The sequence below is a fragment of the Caballeronia sp. AZ7_KS35 genome (assembly GCF_023631045.1).
Lineage (GTDB): Bacteria > Pseudomonadota > Gammaproteobacteria > Burkholderiales > Burkholderiaceae > Caballeronia > Caballeronia zhejiangensis.
Genome location: NZ_JALQDV010000028.1, coordinates 179,077 through 205,810, shown reverse-complemented (window position 1 = coordinate 205,810; position 26,734 = coordinate 179,077). Strand labels below are relative to the sequence as shown.

Sequence of the window (26,734 nt, the reverse complement as noted above, 5' to 3'; positions counted from 1 at the left end):
CCCAAAACCATGATCCTTACCAACTCAACCCTTGACGCTCAATACAGTTGCTTTCTTTGCAGCAGCAAAGAAAGTGACTGCCGCCCCGCACAGGGGCAACGCTCATAGACCACCAAGAAAACGGGATCCGGCGAAGCGAAAGCAAAAGCGAAAGCGAAAGCAAAAAACTCAAGCACTCAAAACCCTGGCCCGCGCGCCACCGCGCAACTTCATCCACGATCCATACACAACGGCAGCCAGCACGAGACCAACGAACCACGCATACGTATAGAGCGTATTGAAAAACGCGGGCACGTTAGGAAAGGAACCCGGAAACGCAGTGTGCAAAAAACCCGGCAGATTCGGCAGCACGCCGACCAAAAGCGCCACCACCGCCGCCACATTCCATCCGCCGCTATACGAATACTCACCGTCTTCATCGAAGAGTTCGCGCTGATCGAGCCGCGTGCCGCGAATCAAAAAGTAATCGACCATCAGAATGCCCGCGACCGGACCGAGCAGCGCCGAATAGCCCACGAGCCACGTGAAGATGTAACCCTGCGTAGTCGCGAGAATCTTCCAAGGCATCATGACGATGGCTATCGTCGCCGTAATCATGCCGCCCGCGCGATACGAAATCCCCTTCGGCCAAAGGCTCGAAAAATCGTAAGCCGGTCCAACGAGATTGGCCGCCAGATTGCAGCACATCGTATCGAGCGTGAGGATGATCAGTGCCACGCCCACACCGATGCCCGTCATGCGGCTCGTGAGATCGATCGGATCCCAGATCGCCTTGCCGTAGATCACGACCGTCGCCGACGTGACGACAACCGAGATCACCGAGAGCAGCGCCATCGGCACAGGCAGGCCGATCGATTGCCCGATCACCTGATCGCGTTGCGTGCGCGCGAAGCGCGTGAAGTCGGGAATGTTCAGCGCGAGCGTCGCCCAGAAGCCGACCATCGCCGTGAGCCCCGGCCAGAACGTAGCCCAGAAAAGCCCCTCCTTCTTGCCGCCCGCGACGAACTGCGACGGCGCCGAAAGCATGGAACCGATGCCGCCCGCCTTGCTCGTCGCCCACCACACGAGCGCGATGCACATCACAACCTTGATCGGCGCAGACCAGCTTTCGAGCCAGCGAATCGAATCGGTGCCGTGCCAGATGAAGTAGAGCTGCAAGGCCCAGAACACGAGAAAGCACGCAAGTTGTCCGAGCGAGATATCGATGAGCGGCAGCGCCGCGCCATGCAATGCGTTTCCCGTCAGGATATTCAAGAGCGTATAGATGGCGCTGCCGCCCAGCCACGTCTGAATGCCGTACCAACCGCACGCGACGATCGCACGCAGCAGCGCCGGCAACTTCGCGCCTTGCGTGCCGAACGACGAGCGCACGAGTACCGCATACGGAATGCCGTGCTTCGCGCCCGCATGGCCGATCAGCAACATCGGCACGAGCACGATCATGTTGCCGAGCAGAACCGTCAACACCGCCTGCCACGGCGACATGCCCTGGTCCGTGAGACCCGCGGCCAGCATGTATGACGCAATGTTCATCACCATGCCGACCCACAGCGCCGCGAAGTGATACCACTTCCACGTGCGCTGTGCGGGGCCGGTCGGTGCGAGGTCATCGTTATACAAGCTGCTCGTCTCGACGTCATGCGCTGTCTGATTCATCGGATGCACTCCGGTTGAGTGTGCGGTTGATCATGGGGATTCAACGACGACGAGCGCTACGTTATGTCTATGTTCATGCCGCTTTCGCGGGTTCTTCCGCATCGATGCGCGCGGGATTGTTCGGATGCGTAGTCCAGTTCGCATATTCGCCCGCATCGACGCGTTCCATCGTGATGCACTGCTCGACAGGACAAACGTGCATGCACAGATTGCAGCCGACGCATTCCGAATCGACCACTTCGAAATGACGCTTGCCGTCCTTCTCCTTCAGGATCGCCTGATGCGATGTGTCCTCGCAAGCGATATGACACAGCCCGCACTGGATGCACTTGTCCTGATCGATGCGCGCCTTGATGTCGTACTTGAGATTGAGATGCTTCCAGTCCGTGACGTTCGGCACGGCGCGCCCGCGAATGTCATCGAGCGTTGCGTAGCCTTTCTCGTCCATCCAGTTCGAGAGGCCATCGGCGAGATCGGACACGATGCGAAAGCCGTAGTGCATCGCGGCCGTGCACACCTGCACGCTGCCCGCGCCAAGCACCATGAATTCCGCCGCATCGCGCCACGATGAAATGCCGCCGATGCCGGAGATAGGCAGATTCGGCGTCTGCGGATCGCGCGCGATTTCGGCGACCATGTTCAGCGCGATCGGCTTCACGGCGGGACCACAATAGCCGCCGTGCGTGCCCTTGCCGTCGACGGTCGGCATCGGCGCCATCTGATCGAGATCGACCGCAACGATCGAGTTGATCGTGTTGATGAGCGACACGCCATCGGCGCCGCCTTTGAACGCGGCGCGCGAACCCATGCGAATATCGCTGATGTTCGGCGTGAGCTTCACGAGGCACGGCAGCTTCGTGCCTTCCTTCACCCAGCGCGTCACCATCTCGACGTATTCAGGCACTTGTCCGACGGCCGCGCCCATGCCGCGTTCGCTCATGCCATGCGGACAACCGAAGTTCAGTTCCACCGCATCTGCGCCCGTGTCTTCCACTTGCGTGAGAATCCACTTCCAGTCCTTCTCGTTGCACGGAACCATCAACGAGACGATAAGCGCGCGGTCGGGCCAGTCGCGCTTCACCTGTTCGATCTCGCGCAAGTTCACGTCGAGCGGTCTGTCCGTAATCAGTTCGATGTTATTCAGTCCTGCGATTCTTTGTCCGTTCCATTGCACCGCGCCGTAACGCGAACTCACGTTCACGACGTGCGGATCGAGCCCGAGCGTCTTCCACACGACGCCGCCCCAGCCCGCTTCGAAAGCGCGGTTGACGTTGTAGGCTTTGTCGGTCGGCGGCGCGGACGCGAGCCAGAAAGGATTCGGCGACGTGATGCCGGCGATGTTGCAAGTCAGATCGGCCATGTTCGTGGTTCTCCTCTTGGCTCAGGCGGCTTTGATCGCAGTCAGTTCGAACGACGCGTCGATGGACGCGGCCGCCAGCTTGCCGTCCTGTACGGCCTGCACGGTGAGATCGAGTCCTTCATGGGTCGCGCAATCGCCGCCGGCCCAGACTTTCGCGAGCGTCGTCTGACGGTTCTCGTCGGTGACGATGCGCCCGCCATCGAGCGTCAATAACTCGCGATCGATTCCGACGGGAACAAGCGTTTGCCCGATCGCCTTCAGCACCATGTCCGCTTCGATCACGAAGCGCTCGCCGCCGCGTTCGAACTCGACGCCCGTCACCTGCCCGTTATCGCCGACCAATCGCACCGGATTCGCGTGCGTGACGATGCTCACGCCGTTCGTCTGCGCGAACTCACGTTCGGCCCACGTCGCGCTCATGTTCTCGACGCCCCGCCGATACGCCATCGTCACGTTCGTCGCGCCAAGTTTGCGGCTTTGAACGCACGCATCGACCGCGGTGTTGCCGCCGCCGATCACGACGACGCGCCGCCCGACCGGCACGCTCGCGAGATCATCTGCCTCGCGCACTTGCTCGATGAAATCGACCGCGTTCATCACGCCTTCGAGCGCTTCGCCTTCGAGCGCCAGCTCGCGCACGCCAGCAAGGCCGAACGCGATGAACACTGCGTCGTATTGCTTGCGCAACCCGTCGAGCGTGAAGTCGCGGCCGAGCGACCGACCTATGTTGATCTCGATGCCGCCGATCGAATACAGCCATTCGATTTCGCGCTGCGCATAATCCTCGACGGTCTTGTACGCAGCAATGCCGTATTCGTTGAGTCCGCCTGGCTTCTCGCGCGCATCGAAGATCACCGCGCGATGCCCCGCAAGCGCAAGCCGATACGCACACGCGAGTCCCGCCGGTCCCGCACCGACGATCGCAATGCGGCGCCCGGTTTCCGGCGCGCGTTCGAATAACGCGACGCCTCTGGCCATCGCCCAATCGGTCGCATGACGCTGCAACGCGCCGATCTTCACCGGCTCGTCGCCCTGATGGTTGCGTACGCAACTACCCTCGCAAAGAATCTCCGTCGGGCACACGCGCGCGCACATTCCGCCGAGCGGATTTGCCGACAGGATATCGACGGCCGCGCCCTTCAGATTGCCGTTGCCGATCTTGCGGATGAAGCCTGGAATGTCGATGCTCGTCGGACATGCCTGGACGCACGGCGCGTCGTAGCAGTAGTGGCAGCGGCTCGCGGCGGCAGCGGCGGCGGTGGCGTCGAGAAGCGGCGCGACATCCGCGAATTCGCATGCGAGCTGTTCCTGCGTGAGGCGATGGCTCGCGATATCGCCGGTCGGTTTCATGGTCATGCGCGTTCCTTGTGAGGACGTACGAGTGCCCGCCGTCCGCGTTCGATCGACGCGGACAGTGCTGAACGTAACAACAGAAAACGTCGCTTATGAAGCCGGTTCCGACGCGCGCTCCAGCATTGCGTGCAGCAGCACGTTCGCGCCTGCCTCGATCCATTCCTGCGTCGCGTCTTCGATCTCGTTGTGGCTGATGCCATCGACGCACGGCACGAACACCATCGACGTCGGCGCGACCTGCGCGAGATAGCACGCATCGTGGCCCGCGCCCGACACCATGTCGCGATGCGAATAGCCGAAGCGCTGCGCCGCCGCCCGCACGGAAGCGACGCACGCGGCGTCGAACTTGACGGGCTCGTAGTAGAAGATCTGTTCGAGCGCGGTCTCCAGACCGATCTCTCCCGCGATGCGTGCCACGCCCTCGCGCAACGCGGCATCCATGCGCGCGAGCACGGCATCGTCGGGATGACGGAAATCGACGGTGAAGAACACGCGGCCCGGAATCACGTTGCGCGAGTTCGGATGCACTTGCATCATGCCGACCGTCGCGCACCCGAGCGGCGCGTTGTCGAGGCCGATGCGGTTCACGAGATCGACCACGCGCGATGCGCCGAGGAGCGCATCCTTGCGGCGCGGCATCGGGGTCGGGCCTGCGTGGGCTTCCTGGCCCGTCAGCGTGATCTCGTACCAGCGCTGACCTTGCGCATCGGTGACGACGCCGATCGTCTTGTCTTCGGCCTCGAGTATCGGCCCTTGCTCGATATGCAGCTCGAACGCCGCGTGCAGCTTGCGGCCGCCGCACGGCACATCGCCCGCATAACCGATGCGCTCGAGTTCTTCGCCGATCGTCTTGCCATCGACGTCCTTGCGCGACAGACCGTAATCGAGCGAGAACACGCCCGCGAACACGCCCGACGCAACCATCGCCGGTGCGAAGCGCGAGCCTTCCTCGTTGGTCCAGATGACGACTTCGATCGGATGCTCGGTTTCGATGCCGCGATCGTTGAGCGAGCGGATCACTTCGAGTCCGCCAAGCACGCCGTAGATGCCGTCGAAGCGCCCGCCCGTAGGCTGTGAATCCGCGTGCGAGCCAGTAACCACCGGCAGCGCGTCGAGATTGCGTCCTGCGCGGCGCATGAACACGTTGCCCATCTGATCGACGCTCACCGTGCAGCCCGCTGCCTTCGCCCAGCTCACGATGAGATCGCGCCCTTCGCGATCGAGATCGGTCAGCGCGAGACGGCAGACACCGCCCTTCGGTGTCGCGCCGATTTTGGCCATCGTCATCAGGCTGTCCCATAGACGCTGACCGTTCACCTTGATGGACGTATCGAGACCAGCTTCTCTGATTGCATCCGTTACGACGTTCATTCGCCTCGCTCCTTACGATCGGACTTCGTATGTGAGTGACTTCGTTTCGTGCATGCCGGACGTTTGCGGTGCGATGCTGCACGCGCCCGGTGCACGTTTTTCTTATGCGATGAATGATGCGAACGACACGCCTCTTCGATAAATCGAGCGCTCTTCAATCCTGTCCAGTTGGACAGGTTGTAGCCGATTAAAATAAGCAAATCAACGTCTTTCGTGTGCGGGCAAACACCGAGCAAATAAAGCGATAAGCGTGCCATTGCGATGCAGCATCGGCAGCTATTGGTTGCAATGGCTTTTTCGACGCGATGCAGCGCCAAACATGCGAATGGCACGAATGACGCGAATCAGGCACGATGCGGCACACGGCCGAAGAATTCGACGATGAAGAACTCGACGATGAGATACGACGACGCGGCGAACGGCATCGCCGGAAACGAAGACACTGCGCCGCCTTCACGGCGTAGCAAGGCGCAAATCCGCGAGAGCAACGAAGCGCAGCTTCTCGCTTGCGCCGAGGAAGTGTTCGCGGAGAAAGGACTCGAAGGCGCGAGCACGGCGATGATCGCTGAACGCGCCGGCTTGCCGAAGGCCAACCTGCATTACTACTTTCCGACAAAGCTCGCGCTCTATCGGCGCGTGCTAGAAGATCTGTTCGAGGACTGGCATCGCGCGGCGGACACCTTCGAATGCAGCGACGATCCCGTGGAAGCGATCGGCGGCTATGTGCGCGCAAAGATGGACCTGTCGCGACGCAGGCCGCTCGGCTCGAAGGTGTGGGCGAGCGAGATCATCCACGGCGCGCATCACATGCAGGACATTCTCAACGAACGCGTGAAGCCCTGGCTCGATACACGCGTCATCGTCATCGAAAGCTGGATCGCGCGCGGCTTGCTCGCGCCGGTCGAGCCGGACACGTTCATGTTCATGATCTGGGCGATCACGCAGCACTATGCCGACTTCGATGCGCAGATACGCGCGTTGAAAGGCAAGCGCGCGCTCACACGCAAGGCCTTCGATGAACAGACGGAAGAAGTCGTGCGACTCGTGATTCGCGCGTGCGGGGCGGTGTCGCCGCGCATCGAAGAGAAAGACGACGCGCAATAAAAAACGCCGGCCGCTCGATGGCGGCCGGCGTTCACTGCTTGCTTCTTGCTTCTTGCTTCTTGCTTCTTGCTTCTTGCTGCTGTACTGCTTTACTACGCACTACTACTGCATTCTCGCAAGTACTGCACTTTCTGATGCTTGCTGCTACTTCAACCGCTACTGCTCAGCACATCTACTGCCCTGCTGCATCAACCTTCGATTAGTGACCGAAGTAGACCGAGTTGCGATCCGACATCGACACGTTGGCGCGTGCGGCCGGAGCAGCTACGCCCGATTGCGAAGTGCCAGCGGTCGAAGGACCATAAGCGTTCGCGCCATTTTCAGCGTTCACGCGTGCTTGAGCGGCCTGCAGATTCTGCGGATAGTTCACGCGGTCTTCCGACGGGTTGTAGCCAGCCTTTTCCAGTTGAACCAGTTCAGCGCGGACTTGAGCGCGAGTCACCGGCGCATTGCTTTGTGCCGAAGCGAAAGTCGGGGCAGCCAAAGCAGCAGCGACGACGAGTGCGGGAACGAATGCCTTGATCATGATGAACCTCCAGTAGTCTTGTTTGAAATCGAAACCGAATCGGAAGCCTTTTAAGCGTTTTCTGATTTCGTTTCGCTTGAAGACAGTGTAGGAGGCCGCAGACTTAGGGGAAACCCCAATTTCAAGGAAACATAATTGTCCGGATCGCAACAATGCGTTTCGCTCCGTGTTGCGCGGCGTGCGCGGGATCGCGTGGCGGACCCTGCTTAAGTTACTGTTTTTACAGCGTAATTTTCGCGTCCGCCGCGCGCACGCGAGATCGCTGCGAATCCGGCCATTACGCCGACGCCAGCAATTCGTCATCCGGCTGACAGTCAGAAAGCCGCGGTCACATAGGCAAGCGCGGCCGATACGAGCTCGCGCAACAGCGGTTCGATCGCGTTCGCCTTGGCTTCGTCGTAAGCGAATGGCGGCGTTTCTTCCATGTAGCTGACCTGCGTAAGCTCCAGTTGAACCGCGTGAACGCCCTCTTCGGGCCGCCCGTAACGCCGGGTGATATAGCCGCCCTTGAAGCGCCCGTTGGCCACCGTCGTGTACCGGCCGTCGCGCTCGACGATGCTCGCAAGCCGTTCCGCCAGCCCCGGCGCCGCCGACGCGCCATCCGCCGTGCCGAAGTTGAAATCGGTCAGGCGGCCATCGAAAAAGCGCGGCACGACCGAGCGGATCGAATGCGCTTCCCATAGCAGCACGCGGCCGTGCGTCCGCCGCAGCGCATCGAGCTCGCCGGCGAGCGCATCGTGATACGGCTGCCAGTACATCGCGCGGCGCGCATCGATCTGATCGCGCGACGGCTCGTGGCCCGGCTTGTAGAGCGGCGCCTTGTCGAAGGTATCGACCGGACAGAGCCCCGTCGTGTCGCGGCCGGGATAGAGATTCGCGTCGTCGGGCGGGCGGTTCAGATCGACGACATAGCGCGCGTAGTGCGGCGTCAGGATCGATGCGCCCAGATCGCGCGCAAACGCATAGAGGCGTTCGAGATGCCAATCGCAATCCTCGGTGAGCTTGGCGACGGGCGTCATCTCGTCGGCGAGCGCGCAGGGAATCTGCGTGCCGCGGTGCGGAATCGAAATCAGGAGCGGCGCGTTGCCGCGTTCCAGCGTGAAGATCGAAGAGCCGTTCATGTGAGACCTCAATCCAGCAAGCCGCGCAAGGCGGCGCGATAACGCGCGAGCGCTTCGTCTTCGTCGGCGTGACGGCGCGCGTTGATCACCTTGCGGCCGGAGACGAACACATCGCGGATCGGCGTCTCGCCATGCTCGCAAAACACCGCGCTCGACATCCACGCGTCGCTCGCATGTCCGCCGATGCCCGGATGCGCGTCGTCGAGCACGAGCCAGTCGGCGCGCAAGCCTTGCGCGAGCGCACCGACAGCGCGTCCCGTCGCGTGCGCGCCGCCATCGAGCGCGGCATCGAAAAGACGATCGGCCGGACGGCTTTGCGTCGGCGACGCCAGCACGTTGCGTTGCTGGCGGCAAAGGCGCTGCCCGTATTCCAGCAGACGCAGCTCCGAGCGCCAGTCGACGCCGACATGACTGTCGGACCCGACGCCGATGCGCCCGCCCGCGTCGAGATAATCGCGCGACGGGAACACGCCGTCGCCGAGATTCGCTTCGGTCGTGAGACACAGACCCGCGACCGCGCCGCTCGCCGCGAGACGCGCGCATTCGTGGGCATCGACGTGCGTCGCGTGCACGAGGCACCAGCGCTCATCGACGTTGAAATGTTCGAGCAGCCAGTCCACCGGACGATGCCCCGTAGCCGCGACGCAGGCGTCCACTTCGGCCATCTGTTCGGCGATATGGATATGCACCGGCGCGCGCTCAAAGCGCGCATCGATTCCCTCGATGAGCGCCGCGAGCGATTCGCCCGACACCGCGCGCAACGAATGCGGCGCGACGCCGTAACGCCGCGCGCCGTTTTCGGGCCGCGAGCGCGCGAGTGCGTCGATGAGCCCGAGCAGCGAATCGGGCGTATTGAGAAAGCGCCGCTGATCGTCGCGCGGCGCGCTCTTGCCGAAGCCGCTGTATTCGTAGAGCACCGGCAGCATCGTCATGCCGATGCCCGCGCGCTCCGCCGCATCGACGACGCGCTCCGCGAGTTCCGCGCGATTCGCGTACGGCGCGCCATCGGGCGCGTGATGCACGTAGTGAAACTCGCACACCGACGTGTAGCCCGCCTTCAGCATCTCGATGTAAAGCCAGTGCGCGATATCCGCGATCGATTCCGGGCCGATCCGCGCGGCGAAGCGATACATGAGATCGCGCCAGCTCCAGAACGTATCGGCGACGCTCGCGCGATACTCGGTGAGGCCCGCCATCGCACGCTGGAACGCGTGCGAGTGCAGATTCGGCATGCCGGGCAGGATCGGTCCTTTCGCGCGCTCGACGCCCGCGGGCGCCGCGCTGTCCGGCGTGACGCGCACGAGCGTGCCGGCGTCGTCCCATTCGAGCAGCACGTCGCGACGCCAGCCATCGGCGAGGCGCGCGTGCTCCGCGAAGAATGCGTTCATCGCTTGTCTCCGTTGTTATGTCGATGCGCGTCTACATCATGTCGATGCCGATATGCAGCCACGATGCGCCATCCCGCACAGCGCATTCGAGCGCGCTCGCGCCATCGATGCGCGAGGTGTCGCCTGCTTCGAGCGTATGGCATGTGTCGTCGGCGAACTTGATGTCGAGCCGCCCTTGCACGCAGAACAGAAACGTCACGTCGTGTTCGAACGCGAGCGAGCATGACGCGCGCCCGGCGTTCACCGTTGCGCGCGCGCGATCGCGGCGCACCATCAAGTTGAAATCGCGCGTCGGGCCGGCGAGGAGCGTGGCGTGAATCGGCGTCTCGCCGGCAAAGCGCGCGATTGCGAGCGGCGCATCGAGAACATGCACGTCGCCGTGCGCTTCCGTCAGACGCATGCCCGCGCCGTCGAGCAGCACGAGCACGCGATCGACGCCCTCGAACTTCGAGAACGCGCCGTCGGATGCGACGTCGGCGAGCGACAGACGCCACGCGAACGCATCGAGCGACACGCCCTGCGGCCCCGCCGCGATCTCGCGCGTGATGCCGCCGCCGTTCTTCCACGGCGTGGGCGTCAGCGAATCGGCACGAATGATCGTCACGTTCAGAAGTGTCCGGTGAATTGGTAGCGGTCGCCGGGATGCCAGAGATTCGCAACCGACGCCACCGCATCGCGCGACCACGTGCGCCGATGCAGCAGCAGACACGGCTCGTGCTCGGCCATCGCGAGCGCGAGCCGAATTTCCGCCGACGGCACCGATGCCTCGATCCGATACTCGACGCGCTGCAGCGGCGCGGCGGTCATCAGATACTGGTTCGGCGTGATCGTCGTGAAATCCTGGCGCGCGTATTCCGGCGCCAGCGCGGGATTCACGTAACGTTCTTCCATCTGTACCGGCTCGTCGTTTTCGAAATGCAGCACGCGCGAATGAAACACCGGGCTGCCGAGCGCGAGATGCATTTCGGCGGCGAGCGCTTCATCGACGATCGACGCGCCCAAATGCAGCACCTGCGCGCGATACGTGTGACCGCGCGCGACGATTTCATCCGAAATGCTGCGAATCTCGACGAGCGTCGACGCGTATTTCGGCTGCGCGACGAAGGTGCCCGCGCCCTGCACGCGCGTCAGCACCTGTTCGGCGGTCAGTTCGCGCAGCGCGCGGTTCACGGTCATGCGCGCGACCTTGAATTCGCGCGCAAGCTCGTTTTCGGAAGGCACCTGGTCGCCCTCCTTCCACTCGCCGATATGAATGCGCTGGAGAATGTAGTCCTTGATCTCCTGATACGCGGGCGTGCTCATTCAGCTTGTTCCGACGCGAACGAGAACGGGCTGTGCCGCGCGATCGCGCCTTGCTGCACGAGCGTCGCGATCGCGGCGATGTCGGGCGCGAAGTAATGGTCGAGGTCGTAGTGCGGCACGTGCGCGCGCAGCGTCTTCATCACTTCGGCGAGCGGCGCGCTCGTCTGATGCGGCGCGCGCAGATCGACGCCTTGCGCCGCCGCGAGCAGTTCGATCGCGAGGATGTTCGCGGTGTTGCTGGCGATGTCGCCGAGCTTGCGCGCGGCGAACGTCGCCATCGAGACGTGATCTTCCTGATTCGCGGACGTCGGCAGCGAATCGACCGACGCCGGATGCGCGAGCGTCTTGTTCTCCGATGCGAGCGCGGCCGCCGTCACGTGCGCGATCATGAAGCCGGAGTTGACGCCGCCATCGCGCACCAGGAACGGCGGCAGGCCCGAGAGCGTCGCGTCGATCAAAAGCGCGATGCGGCGTTCCGCGAGCGCGCCGATTTCGGCTGCGGCGAGCGCGAGATTGTCGGCGGCGAACGCGACCGGCTCCGCGTGGAAGTTACCGCCCGAGAGCACTTCGCCCGTATCGGGGAAGATCAGCGGGTTGTCGGAGACGGCGTTCGATTCGATCAGCAGGACATCCGCCGCGTGGCGCATCTGGTCGAGGCACGCGCCCATCACCTGCGGCTGGCAGCGCAGGCTGTACGGGTCCTGCACCTTGTCGCAATCCGCGTGCGACAGATTGATGCCGGAGCCCTTCAGCAGCGTGCGATACGCCGATGCGGCTTCCATCTGCCCGCGATGACCGCGCAGTTCATGGATGCGCGCATCGAACGGAACGACCGAGCCGGCGGCTGCATCGACGGACAGCGCGCCCGCGACGAGCGCGGTGCGAAACAGATCTTCGATTGCGAAAAGGTTGTAAAGCGCGAGCGCCGCCGACGCCTGCGTGCCGTTCAGCAGCGCGAGACCTTCCTTCGCCTGCAGCGTGAGCGGCTTGAGGCCCGCGACCGCCAGACCGTCGAGCGCACTGGCGCGCTCACCGCGAATCGTGACTTCGCCGATGCCGAGCAGCACCGTCGACATATGCGCGAGCGGCGCGAGGTCGCCCGATGCGCCGACCGAACCCTTGATCGGGATGATCGGCAGGACGTCGGCGTTGAAGAGCGTGATGAGCGCGTCGATGACTTCGCGGCGGATGCCCGAATGGCCGCGCCCGAGACTCGACAGCTTGAGCGCCATCAAAAGCCGCACGACCGGACGCGACATCGGCTCGCCCACGCCCACCGCATGCGACAGCACGAGATTCTTTTGCAGCAATTCCAGCTGATCGGCCGGAATGTGCGTATTGGCGAGCCGCCCGAAGCCCGTATTGATGCCGTAAGCCGGATCGCCCTTCGCGGCGATCGCGGCGACTGCGCGCGCGCTGGCATCGATCGCGTCGAAGCTGGCCGGATCGAGCAGAAGCGGGTCCGAGCCTCGCGCGATGCGGCGCAGTTGCGGCAGCGTCAGTTTTCCGGGCGTAAGCGTGATCATGGTTCGTCCTGTCTATACAAGTTAGACTCAAGTCTAATCGCGCAGAAAGGACGAAACAAGGGGTTATCCGGGATTTCACTAGGCTCGTCCCGGAAGATCGACGCGTGTTGTCTATACAGATTTCACAGATCCAGCACCTTCTCCATCACGAACTGGACAAAGCGCTGCTGCCGCACGACGACGGCGCGCGCCAGCAGCATCGTGAAACCGCAATATTCGAAGAAAGGCCGCCCCGTGACGCTCGAATAGGTATGCAGCGTCGTCAGGCCGAGCACCTCCGCTTCGGCCTCGATGCGCGCGAGCAGCGACGTCGCCACGCTTTTGCGCTGATGTATCGGATCGACGAACATCATGTCGATGAGACCGTTCTTCTCGAGATCGGCGAAGCCCGCGAGTTCGCCGTCGACAAGTCCGACCCAAGTCGGGCGGCTCAAGCGCGCGAGTTCCCATTCGTCGCGATCGGCTTGCGACCAGGCTGCGATCTGCGCTTCGTTATAGTCGGCCGATGCCGTTTCGCGAACGGCGCGTTGGAACAGATCGATTACACCGTCGAGATCGCTCGCACGATACGGTCTGACTTCGATGAGCGGCAGGCCTGGCATTTCATCACCTTCGTTACTGTCAAAAGAAAAAACCGCTGCCGAAGCAGCGAGGGTCTAGCGTTCAAAACGCGGGAAAAAAAACTTTACGGGAATGAGCGGAATCGGCGCGCGCAAACGTTCAAATCGATAAAAAGACGGATGCCGATGCCGCGCCGCCGATCGGGTCCTTCAGGAAGCGACGGCCACCGTCGCGATGCCGAGCGCGGTCATCACGAGCGACGCGCCAACGTGAATCGCGATCTCCCCGAGCGCCCAGCCGAGCCGCCCTTGCTGCAGATGCGCGACCACTTCGGCCGAGAACGTGGAAAACGTGGACAGGCCGCCCATCAATCCGGTGATGATGAACAGGCGCCATTCCACCGAAATATCGGGAAAGCGCGCGAAAAAAGCGACCGCTACGCCGATGATGTAGCCCGCAATGACGTTCGCCGCAAAGGTGCCGAGCGGCAGATTCGGAAAAATCGCATTCAGGCGCAAGCCGAGGACCCATCTGAGCAACGAACCCAGCCCGCCGCCGAGCCCCACGGCGATGATCGACAGATACATGAAATGTGTTAAATCAGTTCGAAGAAAACTGCGTTATGCCCCGCGGGCGAGCCGCTCGATCAGCGCGCCACGGCTCGTCTCGACGATCCAGCCGCCCTTGTGCCGCACATGCGCCGCCCATGTGCCGTCGCGCCGCTCTTCCCAGCAACCGGCATCGTGACCGTCGATGAAGAGCGAGCCGCGCACGACAAGTTGCGGATCGGCGGGATCGAGGACTTCGTCGTCGTTATGTTCAAGCTTCACGGTATGCATGAGCGTCGTCTGCAAGCAAGTCGAAACCATGAGCGGTCTCGCGAAAGACGCCATTCTAACGATACTCGAAGCGCCTGGTTCAACCACTCACCGTATCATGAAAGACATTGCCGAAAGGCAATTGAGTATCCGCACGACATGCTCCATCGAAGGCGCATCGAAAGCGAGCGTCACGGCATCGATGCGTTCGAGCGTCGGCCATTGGCAGAAGAGATCGGCGAATGCGCTCGTTTGCGCGCGCAACTCGCAGCGGTGTTCCGTGATCGCCGGACGGCGGGCATGTCCGGAAGACGTTTCGATCGTTTCGCGCGCGGCGAGCCGGATCGCCTCGCACGCTGCGGCGGGCGTTTCGGTGACACCGCTCGAATAGCCGTGCGCCGTCTTCACGCAGAGAAAGCGCGCGCCTGGGAATGCGGGCAGCGTTTCGGCGCCGAACACGTCGTCGCCGGTCAGCAGCGCGACGCGTGCGCCGCGTTCCTCGGCAAGCCGCCCATAGAGTCCGGCCTCGCCCACTTCCTCGCCGTCGAGCATGACGCGCGCAAAGGCCGCGCTGTTGATCGTATGCGCGAGAATGCCGCGGCTTTGCGCGCGCGCGTGATAGCCAATCATGAACACGATTTCCGGCGATGCTTCCAGTCCCGCCATCATGCCGAGCGTGCGCGGCTTGCCGAGCACGAGCCGCGCGCGTTGATCGATGAGATCGGGCATCAGATTGCGAAAGCCGCCATGCGAATCGTTGATCCAGACTTGCGTCGCGCCGCCATCGAATGCACCTTGCGCGGCCGCATCGGCTTCGCGCGACATCCAGCGGCGCGCCTGTTCGTATTCCGTGTTGCCGGCGCGCGTCTGCTCCGGATGAAACACGCCCGCGATGCCTTCGATATCCACCGAGATCAGCACTTTCATGGTCGTGTTCTCAATGCGTCCTTGAGTGAGATGCGCCGATGACCGTTGCGCCCGGCGACCGTTTCCGCGCTGTAAAGCGCATCGAGGATCGCCTGTTCGGTGGCATCGGCGGCGGCTTGAAACAGCGGATCGAGACGCGCGTCGTTGATGAGCGGCGGCATCGCGATGAAGTCTGCATCGTGCGGCACGGTGTACGCGGTCGTGAAGGCGAGCGAGATGTCGCCGCTGCCGTGTCCGAAGACCGATCCGGTGCGTGCGAGACCGGCGGCGGCGCGCATCGCGAGACGGCGCAGCTGACGTGCATCGAGCGGCGCATCGGTGGCGATCAACATGATGATCGATCCTTGCTCGGGTTTCTCATCGACGCTCGATTGGAGTTTGCGACCGAGCGCTTCGCCTTCGACAATCAATTGCTGCAGCTTGCCGAAATTGGCGAGCACGAGCGCGCCCGTCGTATAAGCGTCGCCGCCGATATGCACCACACGCGAAGCCGAACCCATGCCGCCCTTCAGTTCGAAGCACGACATGCCCCGCCCGGCGCCGACCGCGCCGCGCTCGAACTCGACACTGCACGCATCGAGTGCGCTCGTGTAGTGCGCTTCGTGAATCGCGAGCGCCTGCATGTCGTTGAGATAGCCATCGTTGCATTCGAACACGAGCGGATTCACGCTCGGGTCTTCGCGTCCGATGCGCGGATTCGCAGCAATGGCCGCGCGAATCTGCGCATTGGCGAGCGTGCCGACGCCGAACGTGTTGGTCAGCGCGATCGGCGTTTCGATCACGCCAAGCTCGTCGATCTGAACGAGCCCGACGCTCTTGCCGAACCCGTTGATGACGCACGCCGCAGCGGGCACCTTGTCGCGATACACGTCGCCGTCATGCGGACGAATCACCGTGACGCCGGTCTGCACCGCGCCTTGCGCAAGCGTGCAATGACCGACCGTCACACCCGCGACATCCGCGATCGTGCCGCGCGGCCCCGCGACGAGCGAGCCGATGTGCATCATGGCCGGTCGAGCTTCGGATCGAGCGCGTCGCGCAGGCCGTCGCCGAGCAGATTGAACGCGAGCACCGTGAAGAAGATCGCGAGACTCGGGAAGATGGCGACATGCGGCGCCATCGCCATGTCGGCGCGCGCTTCGTTGAGCATCGCGCCCCACTCGGGCGTCGGCGGCTGCGCGCCGAGTCCGAGAAACGACAGGCTCGCGGCCGTGATGATCGACGTGCCGATCCGCATCGTGAAGTACACGACCACCGATGAAATCGTGCCGGGCAGAATGTGCCGCGCGAGTATCGTCCAGTCCGAGGCGCCGATGCTCTTGGCCGCCTCGATATACGTGAGATGCTTCAGCGCGAGCGTATTGCCGCGCACGAGCCGCGCGAACGCGGGAATGCTGAAGATCGCGACCGCGCACACGACATTCACCATGCCGTTACCGAGAATCGCGACGACGCCGATCGCGAGCAGAATGCCGGGAAACGCGAAGAGCACGTCCGCGATACGCATCACGATGCGGTCCCACCATCCTTCGTAGTAGCCCGCGAGCAAGCCGAAGAACGTGCCGATCACCGCGCCGAGCACGACCGAGAGCAATCCCGCCGTCAACGATATGCGGCTGCCAACGAGTATGCGGCTCAGAATGTCGCGGCCCAGAGCATCGACGCCGAACCAGTGCGCAGCCGAAGGACCGGCGTTGAGGGCGTCGTAGTCGAAGTAGTTTTCCGGGTCATACGGCGCGATGTACGGCGCGATGATCGCGATCACGATCAGCAGCAGCACGAACACGGCCGCGATCATCGCGATGTGTTGCCGCCTGAACTTGCGCCAGAACTCGGTCCACGGCGTGCGGATCTCTTGCGGCGCGGTTGCCGCGCTTTCGGCTGTCACGCTCATCGCGTCCTCACTTGAAGCGAATGGTCGGATTGATGATCGCGTACAGCACGTCCACGATCAGATTGATCACGATGAACTCCAGCGAGAACAGCAGCACCTCTGCCTGAATCACGGGATAGTCGCGCATCTCGACGGCATCGACCAGCAGGCGGCCAAGGCCCGGCCAGTTGAACACCTTCTCGACGACGATCGAGCCGCCGAGCAGAAAGCCGAATTGCAGGCCCATCATCGTGACGACGGGAATCATCGCGTTGCGCAGGCAGTGCTTCACGATGACCATCGGCTCATGCACGCCCTTGGCGCGCGCGGTACGCACGAAGTCCTCGCCGAGCACTTCAACGAACGACGCGCGCGTGAAGCGCGCCATGACGGCGGCCACCGCCGCGCCCAGCGTGATCGATGGCAGCACGTAGCCTTTCCACGTTCCGTCATCGACGATGGGCAGCCAGCCGAGCTTCACCGAGAAGATTTCCATCAGCAGCATGCCGAGCGCGAAGGCCGGAAACGAGATGCCCGACACCGCGAGCGTCATGCCCAGTCGATCGGGCCAGCGATTGCGCCACACCGCCGACACGATGCCGATGGTCATGCCGAAGATCACGGCCCATACCATGCTCGCGAGCGTGAGCCACAAGGTCGGCATGAAGCGCTCGGCAATTTCCGTCGACACAGGCCGCTTGCTGCGCGTGGACATGCCGAAATCGAAATGCACGACCTTGCCGAAGAAGCTCACGAGCTGTTGCGGCAGCGGCTTGTCGAGGCCGAGATCGGCGCGCACGAGCGCGACCGTGGCTTCGTCGGCTTCCGCGCCTGCTGCGAGACGCGCGGGATCGCCCGGCAGCATGTGCACGAAGAAGAACACCAGCACTGCGACGATGAAGAGTGTCGGCAGCAATCCGAACAGGCGTTTGGCGATGAAGTTGAGCATCGTGTTCGTCAGATAAGGCCGGGCGATGAAGCCCGGCCGTCGTCCATCACTTGATTGCGATTTCGTCGAAGTTGAACGAGCCGTCCGGCATCACGTATGCGCCCGACAGACGCTTGCTGCGCGCATACACGACCTTTTCCGTGACGAGGAAGATCCACGGTGCATCGGCCCAGATGCGTTTTTGCGCATCGGCGTAGAGCTTCGCTTTCTCGTTGCGATCGGTCGTCGCGAGCGCTTTTTGCAGATCGTCATCGACTTGATCGTTCTTGTAGTACGCCGTGTTGAAGAGCTTCGGCGGGAACGAGCCGCCGCTCAGGAGCGGCGAGATCGCCCAGTCCGCTTCGCCCGTCGACGACGACCAGCCGATGTAGAGCATGCGTACCGGCGCGGTCTTCGGATCGGGCGCGCTCTCGATGCGCTGCACGCGCTGCCCCGCTTCGAGCGCTTCGACCGATGCCTTCACGCCCACTTGCGCGAGTTGCTGCTGCACGAACTGGATGATCTTCTGCGCGGTCGTGTGGTTATAGCCGGACCACAACACGGTTTCGAAGCCGTTCGGATAACCGGCTTCCTTCAACAGCTCGCGCGCCTTCGCGGGATCGTATTTCCACGGTCCGAGCTTCGGCGTCGCGTAGTCGACGCCCGGCGGCACGACGCCTTCGGACGGCACGGCATAACCCGCGAACGCGACCTTGACGAGCGCTTCCTTGTTGATCGCGTAGTTCATCGCCTCGCGCACCTTCGGATTGTCGAAGGGCTTCTGCAGCGTATTCATGCTGACGTAGCGCTGAATGATCGAAGGCGCCGCGATCAGATCGACCTTCGGACTCGACTTGAGCGTCGCGGCCTGCTCGAACGGAATCGAGAACGCGAAGTCCGCTTCGCCCGTTTGCATGAGCGCGGCGCGCGTGTTGTTATCGACCACGGGCTTCCAGTCGATCATGTCGATCTTCGGCAATCCCTTGCGCCAGTAGCCCGCGAACTTCTTCACTTTCAGGTCGTCGGTCTGCTTCCATTCGACGAACTCGAACGGCCCCGTGCCGACCGGATGGAACGCGATGTCCTTGCCGTATTTCTGCAGCGCGGTCGGCGAGATCATCACCGCCGACGGGTGCGCGAGCACGTTGATGAACGCCGAGAACGGAATCTTCAGCGTGATCTTCACCGTGTACGGATCGACCACTTCGGTCTTCTCGATCTTGTTGAAGAGGTTGTAGCGCTTCAGCTTGTTGTCCGGATTCGTCACGCGGTCGAAGACGGCCTTCACCGCATCGGCGTTGAAGTCGGTGCCGTCCTGGAACTTCACGTCCTTGCGCAGATGGATCGTGTACACCTTCGCGTCGGGGCTCGCCTCGTAGCTCGTCGCGAGCACGTTGCGAATCTTCATGTCCTTGTCGAAACCGAACAAGCCTTCGTAGAACGACTTCGCCACGGCTTGCGAGAGCGTGTCGTTGGCGTCGTACGGATCCATCGTCGTGAAGGTCGAGGCGACGGCCATCACGGCGGTGCTTTGCGCGTGCGCAGCGACCGGCGCGAGAACGGTCAATGTGGCGAACGCGCTTGCTGCGAGCATCGCCCGCAATTTGAAGGACGGCATCGTTGGACTCCTTGTTGAAGTGCTTTTCGAGGTGCTCTTCGAATTGCTTTTAGTAAGCGCCGCCAACGTGATGCTCGGCGACAAAGTGATCAGGTCCGACAGCAACCAGTTTTGCGACGATCGGCTCATCGCCGAGCTTGCGGATCGCGCTTGGAATCTCGTCGGCGGCGAGCATGCGCTTCGCGTGCCGACGCGACGGATCGGCGACCGGCACCGCGCTCATCAGCTTGCGCGTGTACGGATGACGCGGCGCTTCGAACACCGCCGCGCGCGGCCCGATCTCGACGATCTGCCCGAGATACATCACCGCCACGCGATGACTCACGCGCTCCACGACCGCCATGTCGTGCGAAATGAAGAGATACGCGACGCCCAGTTCGCGCTGCAAATCCAGCATCAGATTGACGATCTGCGCGCGCACGGAGACATCGAGCGCGGACACGGATTCATCGGCGATCACGACTTTCGGGTTCAACGCGAGCGCGCGCGCAATCGCGATGCGCTGCCTCTGACCGCCCGAGAATTCATGCGGATAACGTTGCGCGGCTTCGGGCGGCAAGCCCACTTTGTCGAGCAGCCAGTCGACCCGCGCCTGTGCTTCTCTTCCGCTCGCGACGCCATGCACGAGCAGCGGTTCCATCACCGAAAAGCCCACGGTCAGACGCGGATTGAGCGACGCGAACGGGTCCTGAAAAATGAACTGGATATTGCGCCTGAGCGCCTGCAACGCGTGACCTTCGAGCTTGCTGATATCGCGTCCATCGAATTCGATGGACCCGCTCTGGCTCTCGACGAGCCTGAGCAGCGAACGTCCCGTCGTCGATTTGCCGCAACCCGATTCGCCGACGAGCGCAAGCGTTTCGCCAGGCCGCAAGTCGAAGCTCACGCGTTCGACCGCGTGCACTGCCGCCGTCGTTCGGCCAAAGAGGCCGCTCTTCACCGGAAAGCGCGTGACCAGATCGCGCACGCGCAGTATCGGTTCAATGGCTTCATCGACGGCGGGCTGCTTCTCCCTCTCGACCGCTTCCGACGGACGCAACGCGCTCGCATCGTCGGGCGCGATGTCGGCGGACTCGACTTCGAGGATCGGGAATTTAGCGGGACGATCGGTGCCGCGCATCGCGCCGAGCGTCGGCACGGCGGCGAGCAGCGCTTTCGTGTACGGATGCTTCGGCGCATGAAACAGCGCGTCCGATGGCGCCTCTTCCACCTTCTCGCCGCGATACATGACGAGCACGCGATCGGCCACTTCCGCGACCACGCCCATGTCGTGCGTGATGAAGATCACGCCCATGTTCATCTCGTGCTGCAAGCCGCGCACGAGTTGCAGGATCTGCGCCTGAATCGTCACGTCGAGCGCGGTCGTCGGCTCATCGGCGATCAAGAGCGCGGGCTTGCACGAGAGCGCCATCGCGATCATCACGCGCTGGCGCATGCCGCCCGACAACTGATGCGGATAGCGCGCGAACACGCGCCTCGCCTCGGGAATCCGCACGAGATCGAGCAGACGCAATGCCTCGGCGCGCGCATCGGAACGGCTCTTGCCTTGATGCAACGCGATCGCTTCCGCGATCTGGTCGCCGACCGTGAACACGGGATTGAGCGATGTCATCGGCTCCTGGAAGATCATCGCGATGTCCGCGCCGCGCACGCCGCGCATCGTCGCCGACGATGCTTTCGCGAGATCGAGCACTTGCCCGTTGCGCCGGCGAAACGCGATGCTGCCCGACACGATCTGTCCGCCGCCATGCTCGACGAGACGCATGAGCGCGAGCGACGTGACCGACTTGCCCGAGCCCGATTCGCCGACGATCGCAAGCGTCTCGCCGCGGTCGACGCTAAACGAGATGTTGCGCACCGCTTCGATGGTGCGCGAGCGCGAGCGAAAATTCACGGACAGGCCGTGTACGTCGATGACGCACGCTTCGGGCAGCGTCATCATCGATAGATCGCCGTGACGGGCGCTTCGCCCACGCGCGCGAATCCGCGATACATGCCTTGCGTGTTGAACGGCAACACGACGTTGCCTTTCGCATCGACGGCGACGAGTCCGCCGCGTCCTTCGATGCGCGGCAGCTTGTTCATCACGACATCGTTCGATGCTTCTTCCAGCGACACGCCGCGATATTCCATCTGCGCCGACACGTCATACGCCGCGAGCATGCGGATGAACATCTCGCCCGTGCCCGTGGTCGAAACCGCGCACGTCGCGTCGTTCGCATAGCAGCCCGCGCCGATCAGGGGCGCATCGCCGACGCGACCCGCCTGCTTGTTCGTGATGCCGCCCGTCGACGTCGCCGCCGCGAGATGACCGTTCGAATCGAGCGCGACCGCGCCGACCGTGCCGAACTTCTTGTCGGGATCGATAGGATCGTCCGGGCCGTTATCGAAGGCGAATTTCGTCATCGCATCGTGATCGAGCATGGTGCCGGACGTGCCACGCGCCTTCTGCCATTGCTTAAAGCGCGCTTCCGTGTAGAAGTACGACGGATCGACGAATTCGAGACCCTGCGACTGCGCGAAGGCTTCCGCGCCGGCGCCCGTAAACATGACGTGATCGCTCGCGTCGAGCACGCGGCGCGCGGCGAGCACCGGGTTCTTCACGCGCGTCACGCAACTGATCGCGCCCGCTTCGAGCGTCGCGCCGTCCATCACGGAGGCGTCGAGTTCGTGCGTGCCGGCCGCCGTGAACACCGCGCCGTGCCCCGCGTTGAAGAGCGGACAGTCTTCGAGCAGACGCACGGCTTCGGTGACGGCGTCGAGCGCGCTGCCGCCATCGGCGAGCACGCGCTGAGCCGCGCTGAGAATATCGGTGAGCGCGGCGAGATAGCGCCCTTCCGTTTCGGCGTTTATCGCGCTGCGCAGGAGCGTGCCCGCGCCGCCGTGAATCGCAATGACTGGTGTGACCTTCATGAGTCGCGCGGTTCCCTGTGAGTGTGTCGTTTCGCGGTCGTGCGGCGCGTCGTATGAGCGGCGTGCGCATCTTTGGCGAGCGCCGGGGCGACGAGCCACGGCAACACGAATTCGGTCAATCCCGATGCCGCCTCCACCGAACGCTTCGCCCGATGCGCGACCGCATCGCACAGCGCTTCGATGACGGCGAGCACGGCGGTATCGCAATTCGCCGCGAGCCTGCGTTCGGCGCGGATCGCGAGCACGAGATCGGCGACCTGCGCGAGCGGCGACGCGGCGCTGTCCGTCAACGCGACCACGCGCAACCCGTGATCGCGCGCGAGCCGCGCAAGCGTGATGGTGTCGTCGACATAGCGCGGGAACGCGATCGCGACGAGCACATCGCCGCGCGAAGCCGTGAAAAGCCTGCGCGCCGCGTGCGACGGCCCGCCCATCAGCGCGAGCGATTGCACGTTCGCGCAATACGGCGTGAGACCGTGCTCCATCAGGCCGGCGAGAAACGCGCTCGCGCCGTAGCCGATCACGAAGACGCGCGGCGCGGCGAGAATCGTATCGACGATCGCTTCGGCCCTCGCGCCATCGACGGATGTTTGAGCAAGACGCAGATTCGCCGCCGCCTGTGCAAGCGATGCATCGAATACTTCGGCGCCGCTCGCCGGCGATTCGAGCGCGGTGCGCAAGCGCTCGACCGGCGCGATGGTCGCCTCGAAGCCGCGCACGAGCGCCTCGCGAAACGCGGGATAGCCGGAGAAGCCGAGCGCGCGCGCAAAACGGTTCGCCGTCGCCACCGACGCGCCCACCGCGCCCGCCAGCTCGTCGATACGCATCGTCGCCGAGCGGAACAGATTCGCGAGCACGAACGCCCCCATGCGCCGATGGATCGGCGTGAGCGTCGGCATGGCCGCCGCGATGCGCGCGGAGATCAGATCGTCGGCGCTCGCCGGCGCACGGACCGATAGTGAACGGGACATGAAATGCGCTGCGCCCTCATGGCGATTGAACGCGATGAAAGTATATTTACTCGAAAATGCGGCCAAAAAAAATTCATTTTCATCGAACTCGGGTTTTCGATAAGGGGCGCCACGGCCCGCAACTCGGCCGCATCCGATGCCTCGAACGCGCACGATCATGCACAATACGGAGCGCGTCGCGATGCAAGATCGCGCGTCTTCAGTCCTCCACGATCCCTATGAATTTCGATTTCCTGCCCGATCCGCTGCCGCATCTGCTCGCCATTCATCCGTGGGCGCAAACGGTCGCGGGTCTCGTCGCGCTCGCAATGATCGCGCTCTTCGTGCAATGGGTCGTGGCCCGCATCGTGCTCCATGTCGCGCATCGCCTGCTCGTGCTCGCGGGGCATCAGAAGTGGGACCGCGCGTTCATCAAGCATCGCGCTTATCACCGGCTCTGGTATGCGGTGCCGTTCGCGACGGTCGCGCTCGGCATCGACGAAGTGCCGCGCATCGGTCACTGGGCGACGATCATCGGCCGCGTCGCGCACGGCGGCGCGTGGATCTGCATGTTCTTCGCCGCGGGCAGCGCCCTGTCCGCGTGGCAGGACGTTTATGCGGAAAGCAAGGAAGCGCAGACACGCTCGATCAAAGGCTACATCCAGATCGGCAAGCTCGGACTCGCGCTCGTATGCGGCGTGCTCGTCCTGTCGATACTGATCGACCGTTCGCCGCTCTGGATGCTCTCCGGTCTCGGCGCGCTCTCGGCCGTGCTGCTGCTCGTGTTCAAGGACACCTTGCTGTCGCTCGTCGCGAGCACGCAACTGACGTCGAACGACATGCTGCGCATCGGCGACTGGATCGAAATGCCGCAAGCCGCCGCCGATGGCTTCGTGAAGGACATCGCGCTGCACACCGTCAAGGTGCAGAACTGGGACAACACCGTGACCACGGTGCCGACCTACAAGCTCTTTTCGGAGAGCTATCGCAACTATCGGCACATGTTCGAATCGGGCGGGCGGCGCATCAAGCGGACGATGCGTATCGACGCGCAATGCGTGCGCTTTCTCACCGAGGAAGAGACTGCGCGCCTGAAACGCTTTCGCCTGCTGCACGATTATCTGGAACAGAAGCAGACCGAGGTGGAGCAAACCAACCGCACTCTCGGCGAACTCGCGAACGAGCCCGCGAACCGGCGGCGGCTCACGAACATCGGCACGTTCCGCGCGTACGGGCTTGCGTTTTTGCAGCGCCATCCGGAGATTCGCCAGGACATGGCGATCATGGTGCGAATGATGGAGCCGCAATCGGACGGCATCCCTGTCGAGGTTTATTGCTTCACCGCGACGACCGCGTGGACGCAATACGAGCGCATTCAGGGCGACGTCTTCGATCATCTGCTCTCGATCCTTCCCGAGATGGGCCTGCGGCTTTATCAGGCGCCGTCGGGCAGCGACTTCTCGGGCGTCGCGGGCCGCCTGCGCGGCGAAATGCCGATGCTGTGACGCGCGCAGGATTCGCCGTCGAAAAGAATCAGGCAAGAATCCGCCATTTTTGTGTATTCACGTTGACGCTTCCCGTCCGTACGATTCAACCATCGCCGATGCGCCTTTTTTCCGCGGTTTCGTAGCCGCGGTGAAGTCGTTTTTTCTCGCGCATCGCCATTCAATCGTCATAAAAGGAAAACTCAACGTGATCGATCGCGTCCATGCCATGCGTGTCTTTACGCGTGTCGTCGATACGAACAGTTTCACGCGCGCCGCCGAGTCGCTCGGCATGCCGCGCGCGAGTGTTTCGACGACCGTGCAACAACTCGAAGCGCTAGTCGGCGTGCAATTGCTCGCACGCACGACGCGGCGCCTGAATCTCACCGTCGACGGCGCCGCTTATTACGAGCGCTGCGCGCAAATTCTCGCCGATATCGACGAGCTCGAATCCGGTTTCGGCGCGGGCGAAGAGCGCCTGCGCGGACGGCTGCGCGTCGAAATGCCGGATACCGTCGCGACGTCGATCGTCGTGCCCGCGCTGCCGGAGTTCCACGCGCGCTATCCGCAGATCGAACTGTCGATCGGCATCGGCAATCGCAATGTGGATCTCGTCGGCGAAGGCGTCGATTGCAGCGTGCAGCTCGGCGAATTGCCCGATTCCGGATTGATCGCGCGCCGGCTCGGCATGCTCGAACAGGTGACGTGCGCGAGTCCCGCGTATCTGGAGAAGCACGGCACGCCGGAAACGCTCGACGAGCTCGCGCAGCACGTCGCGGTGAACTGTCTTGCGGAGAAAAGCGGGCGCCCGGCCGATTTCGATTTCGCTGTCGACGGCGAAGCCGTCACGATGAAGATGCGCGGTTTCGTTCAGGTCGCGGACGAGCACGCGTACCTCGCGTGCGGCGTCGAAGGGCTCGGGCTCATTCAGCCGCTGCGGATCGCGGCGCAGCCTTATCTGCGCTCGGGACAGTTGCGCGAAGTGCTGCCGCAATGGAAATCGCCGCCGCTCAAGGTGTCGGTGGCGTTCCTGAAGAGCCGTCAGGCGACGCCGCGCGTATCCGCGTTCGTCGACTGGCTCGCGACGCTCTTCGAGCGTTCGCAACAGATCGACGATACGTTGACGAGCCTGTATCGCTCGGCGCAGCGGCGCGGTTCCTCGCGGCGGGACCGGCCGGAGGAAGAAACCGCCGACGCGTGATCTTCGCGTCGCGCTATCGCACGGGCGTGGCTGCGTTCGCGCCCACGACCGTGTTCCACTTGCGCACTTCCCAACGCTCCACCAGCCCGTTCGTCACGTAAGGATCGTTCTTCGCGAAATCTTCGGCGGCGGCGGGCGATTCGCTGTGAAACAGCAGCATCGCGCGATCGGTGGGTGCATCGAGCGCCCCGGCGAGCACGATTTCGCCCCGTTCGACCGCCGCCCACGCGAGCGCCAGATGTTCATCGCGAAACTGCGCGCGGCGCTCCAGATAGTCAGACCGAAGTTCGTAAATCAACAGATAGTGCATCGCCATCTCCTTTGGTGCGAACAGTGCCGGATTTATCAAGCTAGTTTGTCCTATTTCCGAAAATAAAACCAAGAGTTCAATCGGAAGGCTCTGATCGCCTTGCGATCCCGTATCGAAGATCATGTGCGGATACTTGTAAAGGACTCTGCCATGAACCGCGATCAACCTCCCTGCAATATGTGCGCGAAGCACGATTACCGCTCGTGCGCGTGGACGTCGCCGCTCGACGCTTCGTATCGCACGCTCATCCAGTCTCATTCCATGCTGTCGCTCGTCGCGCTTTCCGTGAAAAGCGCGGAAACCGCGCCCGCCGAACCGTCGTGGCTTGGCATCGCCTGCAAGCGGATTCTCAAATTTTTCTCGCACATGAGCCCGCTTGCACGCTAAAAAAAGCGTAAGGCAAGTCGCATCGAAGCACCGTTTTTGTAAAGAAGTTTGCACGAT

26 protein-coding genes are annotated in these 26,734 nt (G+C 63.1%); 4 read left to right on the top strand and 22 right to left on the bottom strand.

All coding sequences use genetic code 11. The annotated features are described in order from the left end of the window. Nucleotides 1–168: 168 nt before the first annotated feature. The 4 genes from NCT05_RS18085 to NCT05_RS18070 form a co-directional block, all read right to left on the bottom strand. Nucleotides 169–1,656, bottom strand: a complete 1,488-nt coding sequence (locus NCT05_RS18085) for an NCS1 family nucleobase:cation symporter-1 (protein ID WP_175979164.1) — start codon at nt 1,654–1,656, stop codon at nt 169–171. 73 nt (nt 1,657–1,729) lie between these two features. After that, a complete protein-coding gene (gene preA / locus NCT05_RS18080) occupies nt 1,730–3,016 on the bottom strand; it encodes an NAD-dependent dihydropyrimidine dehydrogenase subunit PreA (protein ID WP_008353716.1) in 1,287 nt (428 codons plus the stop codon). 21 nt (nt 3,017–3,037) lie between these two features. After that, on the bottom strand, nt 3,038–4,372 hold the full coding sequence (locus NCT05_RS18075; protein WP_250502875.1) for an NAD(P)-dependent oxidoreductase: 1,335 nt from the start codon (nt 4,370–4,372) through the stop codon (nt 3,038–3,040). Between the two features lie 87 nt (nt 4,373–4,459). Continuing rightward, nucleotides 4,460–5,740 (bottom strand): Zn-dependent hydrolase, encoded by a 1,281-nt coding sequence (locus NCT05_RS18070; protein WP_008353719.1) that lies wholly within the window; start codon nt 5,738–5,740, stop codon nt 4,460–4,462. 381 nt (nt 5,741–6,121) lie between these two features. Between NCT05_RS18070 and NCT05_RS18065 the strand changes: the two genes are divergently transcribed. Next, complete coding sequence (locus NCT05_RS18065) at nt 6,122–6,844, top strand: TetR/AcrR family transcriptional regulator (RefSeq protein WP_250440483.1); 723 nt, start codon at nt 6,122–6,124, stop codon at nt 6,842–6,844. Nucleotides 6,845–7,043: 199 nt separating this feature from the next. On the opposite strand, the gene NCT05_RS18060 is transcribed toward NCT05_RS18065, so the two are convergent. The 17 genes from NCT05_RS18060 to NCT05_RS17980 form a co-directional block, all read right to left on the bottom strand. Next, nucleotides 7,044–7,367 (bottom strand): DUF4148 domain-containing protein, encoded by a 324-nt coding sequence (locus NCT05_RS18060; protein WP_033536343.1) that lies wholly within the window; start codon nt 7,365–7,367, stop codon nt 7,044–7,046. A gap of 317 nt (nt 7,368–7,684) precedes the next feature. After that, entirely contained in the window at nt 7,685–8,491 is an 807-nt protein-coding gene (hutG, locus tag NCT05_RS18055) for an N-formylglutamate deformylase (protein WP_250502874.1), read from the bottom strand. An 8-nt stretch (nt 8,492–8,499) separates the two neighbouring features. Next, nucleotides 8,500–9,879: a formimidoylglutamate deiminase gene (locus NCT05_RS18050; protein ID WP_175979160.1), complete on the bottom strand. Its 1,380-nt coding sequence runs from the start codon at nt 9,877–9,879 to the stop codon at nt 8,500–8,502. 31 nt (nt 9,880–9,910) lie between these two features. Beyond that, entirely contained in the window at nt 9,911–10,483 is a 573-nt protein-coding gene (locus NCT05_RS18045) for a HutD/Ves family protein (RefSeq protein ID WP_250502873.1), read from the bottom strand. A gap of 2 nt (nt 10,484–10,485) precedes the next feature. Beyond that, a complete protein-coding gene (gene hutC / locus NCT05_RS18040) occupies nt 10,486–11,181 on the bottom strand; it encodes a histidine utilization transcriptional repressor HutC (RefSeq protein WP_008353725.1) in 696 nt (231 codons plus the stop codon). Then, on the bottom strand, nt 11,178–12,707 hold the full coding sequence (gene hutH, locus NCT05_RS18035; RefSeq protein ID WP_008353726.1) for a histidine ammonia-lyase: 1,530 nt from the start codon (nt 12,705–12,707) through the stop codon (nt 11,178–11,180). Before hutH ends, hutC begins: the two co-directional genes overlap by 4 nt. A 122-nt stretch (nt 12,708–12,829) precedes the next feature. After that, on the bottom strand, nt 12,830–13,309 hold the full coding sequence (locus NCT05_RS18030) for a GNAT family N-acetyltransferase (protein ID WP_008353727.1): 480 nt from the start codon (nt 13,307–13,309) through the stop codon (nt 12,830–12,832). Nucleotides 13,310–13,477: 168 nt separating this feature from the next. Next, nucleotides 13,478–13,855: a fluoride efflux transporter CrcB gene (gene crcB / locus NCT05_RS18025; RefSeq protein ID WP_008353729.1), complete on the bottom strand. Its 378-nt coding sequence runs from the start codon at nt 13,853–13,855 to the stop codon at nt 13,478–13,480. Between the two features lie 33 nt (nt 13,856–13,888). Continuing rightward, complete coding sequence (locus NCT05_RS18020; RefSeq protein WP_033536342.1) at nt 13,889–14,137, bottom strand: hypothetical protein; 249 nt, start codon at nt 14,135–14,137, stop codon at nt 13,889–13,891. A 57-nt stretch (nt 14,138–14,194) separates the two neighbouring features. Next, nucleotides 14,195–15,013: a M55 family metallopeptidase gene (locus NCT05_RS18015; RefSeq protein ID WP_250435600.1), complete on the bottom strand. Its 819-nt coding sequence runs from the start codon at nt 15,011–15,013 to the stop codon at nt 14,195–14,197. Continuing rightward, entirely contained in the window at nt 15,010–16,020 is a 1,011-nt protein-coding gene (locus tag NCT05_RS18010) for a DmpA family aminopeptidase (protein ID WP_250502872.1), read from the bottom strand. The genes NCT05_RS18015 and NCT05_RS18010 overlap by 4 nt, the downstream gene beginning before the upstream one ends. Then, the gene (gene gsiD, locus NCT05_RS18005) at nt 16,017–16,907 is read right to left on the bottom strand and encodes a glutathione ABC transporter permease GsiD (protein WP_175979156.1); all 891 of its coding nucleotides are present in this window, start codon (nt 16,905–16,907) and stop codon (nt 16,017–16,019) included. The genes NCT05_RS18010 and gsiD overlap by 4 nt, the downstream gene beginning before the upstream one ends. Nucleotides 16,908–16,914: 7 nt before the next feature. Further along, nucleotides 16,915–17,835: a glutathione ABC transporter permease GsiC gene (gsiC, locus tag NCT05_RS18000; protein WP_008353734.1), complete on the bottom strand. Its 921-nt coding sequence runs from the start codon at nt 17,833–17,835 to the stop codon at nt 16,915–16,917. Nucleotides 17,836–17,881: 46 nt separating this feature from the next. Continuing rightward, nucleotides 17,882–19,432, bottom strand: coding sequence for a glutathione ABC transporter substrate-binding protein GsiB (gsiB, locus tag NCT05_RS17995; protein WP_008353735.1), 1,551 nt, complete (start codon nt 19,430–19,432; stop codon nt 17,882–17,884). A gap of 49 nt (nt 19,433–19,481) precedes the next feature. Next, nucleotides 19,482–21,374: a dipeptide ABC transporter ATP-binding protein gene (locus NCT05_RS17990; protein ID WP_250502871.1), complete on the bottom strand. Its 1,893-nt coding sequence runs from the start codon at nt 21,372–21,374 to the stop codon at nt 19,482–19,484. Beyond that, nucleotides 21,371–22,345 (bottom strand): isoaspartyl peptidase/L-asparaginase family protein, encoded by a 975-nt coding sequence (locus NCT05_RS17985; RefSeq protein WP_250502870.1) that lies wholly within the window; start codon nt 22,343–22,345, stop codon nt 21,371–21,373. Before NCT05_RS17985 ends, NCT05_RS17990 begins: the two co-directional genes overlap by 4 nt. Beyond that, nucleotides 22,342–23,316, bottom strand: a complete 975-nt coding sequence (locus tag NCT05_RS17980; RefSeq protein ID WP_250502869.1) for a MurR/RpiR family transcriptional regulator — start codon at nt 23,314–23,316, stop codon at nt 22,342–22,344. The genes NCT05_RS17985 and NCT05_RS17980 overlap by 4 nt, the downstream gene beginning before the upstream one ends. Before the next feature lie 218 nt (nt 23,317–23,534). Between NCT05_RS17980 and NCT05_RS17975 the strand changes: the two genes are divergently transcribed. Then, nucleotides 23,535–24,800, top strand: coding sequence for a mechanosensitive ion channel family protein (locus NCT05_RS17975; protein WP_250502868.1), 1,266 nt, complete (start codon nt 23,535–23,537; stop codon nt 24,798–24,800). A gap of 187 nt (nt 24,801–24,987) precedes the next feature. Continuing rightward, nucleotides 24,988–25,980: a LysR family transcriptional regulator gene (locus tag NCT05_RS17970; RefSeq protein WP_033536340.1), complete on the top strand. Its 993-nt coding sequence runs from the start codon at nt 24,988–24,990 to the stop codon at nt 25,978–25,980. A gap of 13 nt (nt 25,981–25,993) precedes the next feature. Here NCT05_RS17970 and NCT05_RS17965 read toward each other — a convergent pair whose 3' ends face one another. Beyond that, nucleotides 25,994–26,290: a YciI-like protein gene (locus NCT05_RS17965; protein ID WP_008353742.1), complete on the bottom strand. Its 297-nt coding sequence runs from the start codon at nt 26,288–26,290 to the stop codon at nt 25,994–25,996. Between the two features lie 150 nt (nt 26,291–26,440). Here NCT05_RS17965 and NCT05_RS17960 point away from each other — a divergent pair, with 150 nt between their 5' ends. Beyond that, nucleotides 26,441–26,677 carry a hypothetical protein gene (locus tag NCT05_RS17960; protein WP_250502867.1) on the top strand — a complete coding sequence of 79 codons (237 nt, stop codon included), beginning with the start codon at nt 26,441–26,443 and terminating at the stop codon, nt 26,675–26,677. Nucleotides 26,678–26,734 lie beyond the last annotated feature (57 nt).

What these genes read in the sequence shown, in the direction of transcription:
- NCT05_RS18085 (WP_175979164.1), bottom strand. Translation starts at nt 1,656, where the DNA reads ATGAATCAGACAGCGCATGACGTCGAGACGAGCAGCTTGTATAACGAT.
- preA (WP_008353716.1), bottom strand. Translation starts at nt 3,016, where the DNA reads ATGGCCGATCTGACTTGCAACATCGCCGGCATCACGTCGCCGAATCCT.
- NCT05_RS18075 (WP_250502875.1), bottom strand. Translation starts at nt 4,372, where the DNA reads ATGACCATGAAACCGACCGGCGATATCGCGAGCCATCGCCTCACGCAG.
- NCT05_RS18070 (WP_008353719.1), bottom strand. Translation starts at nt 5,740, where the DNA reads ATGAACGTCGTAACGGATGCAATCAGAGAAGCTGGTCTCGATACGTCC.
- NCT05_RS18065 (WP_250440483.1), top strand. Translation starts at nt 6,122, where the DNA reads ATGAAGAACTCGACGATGAGATACGACGACGCGGCGAACGGCATCGCC.
- hutG (WP_250502874.1), bottom strand. Translation starts at nt 8,491, where the DNA reads ATGAACGGCTCTTCGATCTTCACGCTGGAACGCGGCAACGCGCCGCTC.
- NCT05_RS18050 (WP_175979160.1), bottom strand. Translation starts at nt 9,879, where the DNA reads ATGAACGCATTCTTCGCGGAGCACGCGCGCCTCGCCGATGGCTGGCGT.
- hutC (WP_008353725.1), bottom strand. Translation starts at nt 11,181, where the DNA reads ATGAGCACGCCCGCGTATCAGGAGATCAAGGACTACATTCTCCAGCGC.
- hutH (WP_008353726.1), bottom strand. Translation starts at nt 12,707, where the DNA reads ATGATCACGCTTACGCCCGGAAAACTGACGCTGCCGCAACTGCGCCGC.
- NCT05_RS18030 (WP_008353727.1), bottom strand. Translation starts at nt 13,309, where the DNA reads ATGCCAGGCCTGCCGCTCATCGAAGTCAGACCGTATCGTGCGAGCGAT.
- crcB (WP_008353729.1), bottom strand. Translation starts at nt 13,855, where the DNA reads ATGTATCTGTCGATCATCGCCGTGGGGCTCGGCGGCGGGCTGGGTTCG.
- NCT05_RS18020 (WP_033536342.1), bottom strand. Translation starts at nt 14,137, where the DNA reads ATGGTTTCGACTTGCTTGCAGACGACGCTCATGCATACCGTGAAGCTT.
- NCT05_RS18015 (WP_250435600.1), bottom strand. Translation starts at nt 15,013, where the DNA reads ATGAAAGTGCTGATCTCGGTGGATATCGAAGGCATCGCGGGCGTGTTT.
- NCT05_RS18010 (WP_250502872.1), bottom strand. Translation starts at nt 16,020, where the DNA reads ATGATGCACATCGGCTCGCTCGTCGCGGGGCCGCGCGGCACGATCGCG.
- gsiD (WP_175979156.1), bottom strand. Translation starts at nt 16,907, where the DNA reads ATGAGCGTGACAGCCGAAAGCGCGGCAACCGCGCCGCAAGAGATCCGC.
- gsiC (WP_008353734.1), bottom strand. Translation starts at nt 17,835, where the DNA reads ATGCTCAACTTCATCGCCAAACGCCTGTTCGGATTGCTGCCGACACTC.
- gsiB (WP_008353735.1), bottom strand. Translation starts at nt 19,432, where the DNA reads ATGCCGTCCTTCAAATTGCGGGCGATGCTCGCAGCAAGCGCGTTCGCC.
- NCT05_RS17990 (WP_250502871.1), bottom strand. Translation starts at nt 21,374, where the DNA reads ATGATGACGCTGCCCGAAGCGTGCGTCATCGACGTACACGGCCTGTCC.
- NCT05_RS17985 (WP_250502870.1), bottom strand. Translation starts at nt 22,345, where the DNA reads ATGAAGGTCACACCAGTCATTGCGATTCACGGCGGCGCGGGCACGCTC.
- NCT05_RS17980 (WP_250502869.1), bottom strand. Translation starts at nt 23,316, where the DNA reads ATGTCCCGTTCACTATCGGTCCGTGCGCCGGCGAGCGCCGACGATCTG.
- NCT05_RS17975 (WP_250502868.1), top strand. Translation starts at nt 23,535, where the DNA reads ATGAATTTCGATTTCCTGCCCGATCCGCTGCCGCATCTGCTCGCCATT.
- NCT05_RS17965 (WP_008353742.1), bottom strand. Translation starts at nt 26,290, where the DNA reads ATGCACTATCTGTTGATTTACGAACTTCGGTCTGACTATCTGGAGCGC.
- NCT05_RS17960 (WP_250502867.1), top strand. Translation starts at nt 26,441, where the DNA reads ATGAACCGCGATCAACCTCCCTGCAATATGTGCGCGAAGCACGATTAC.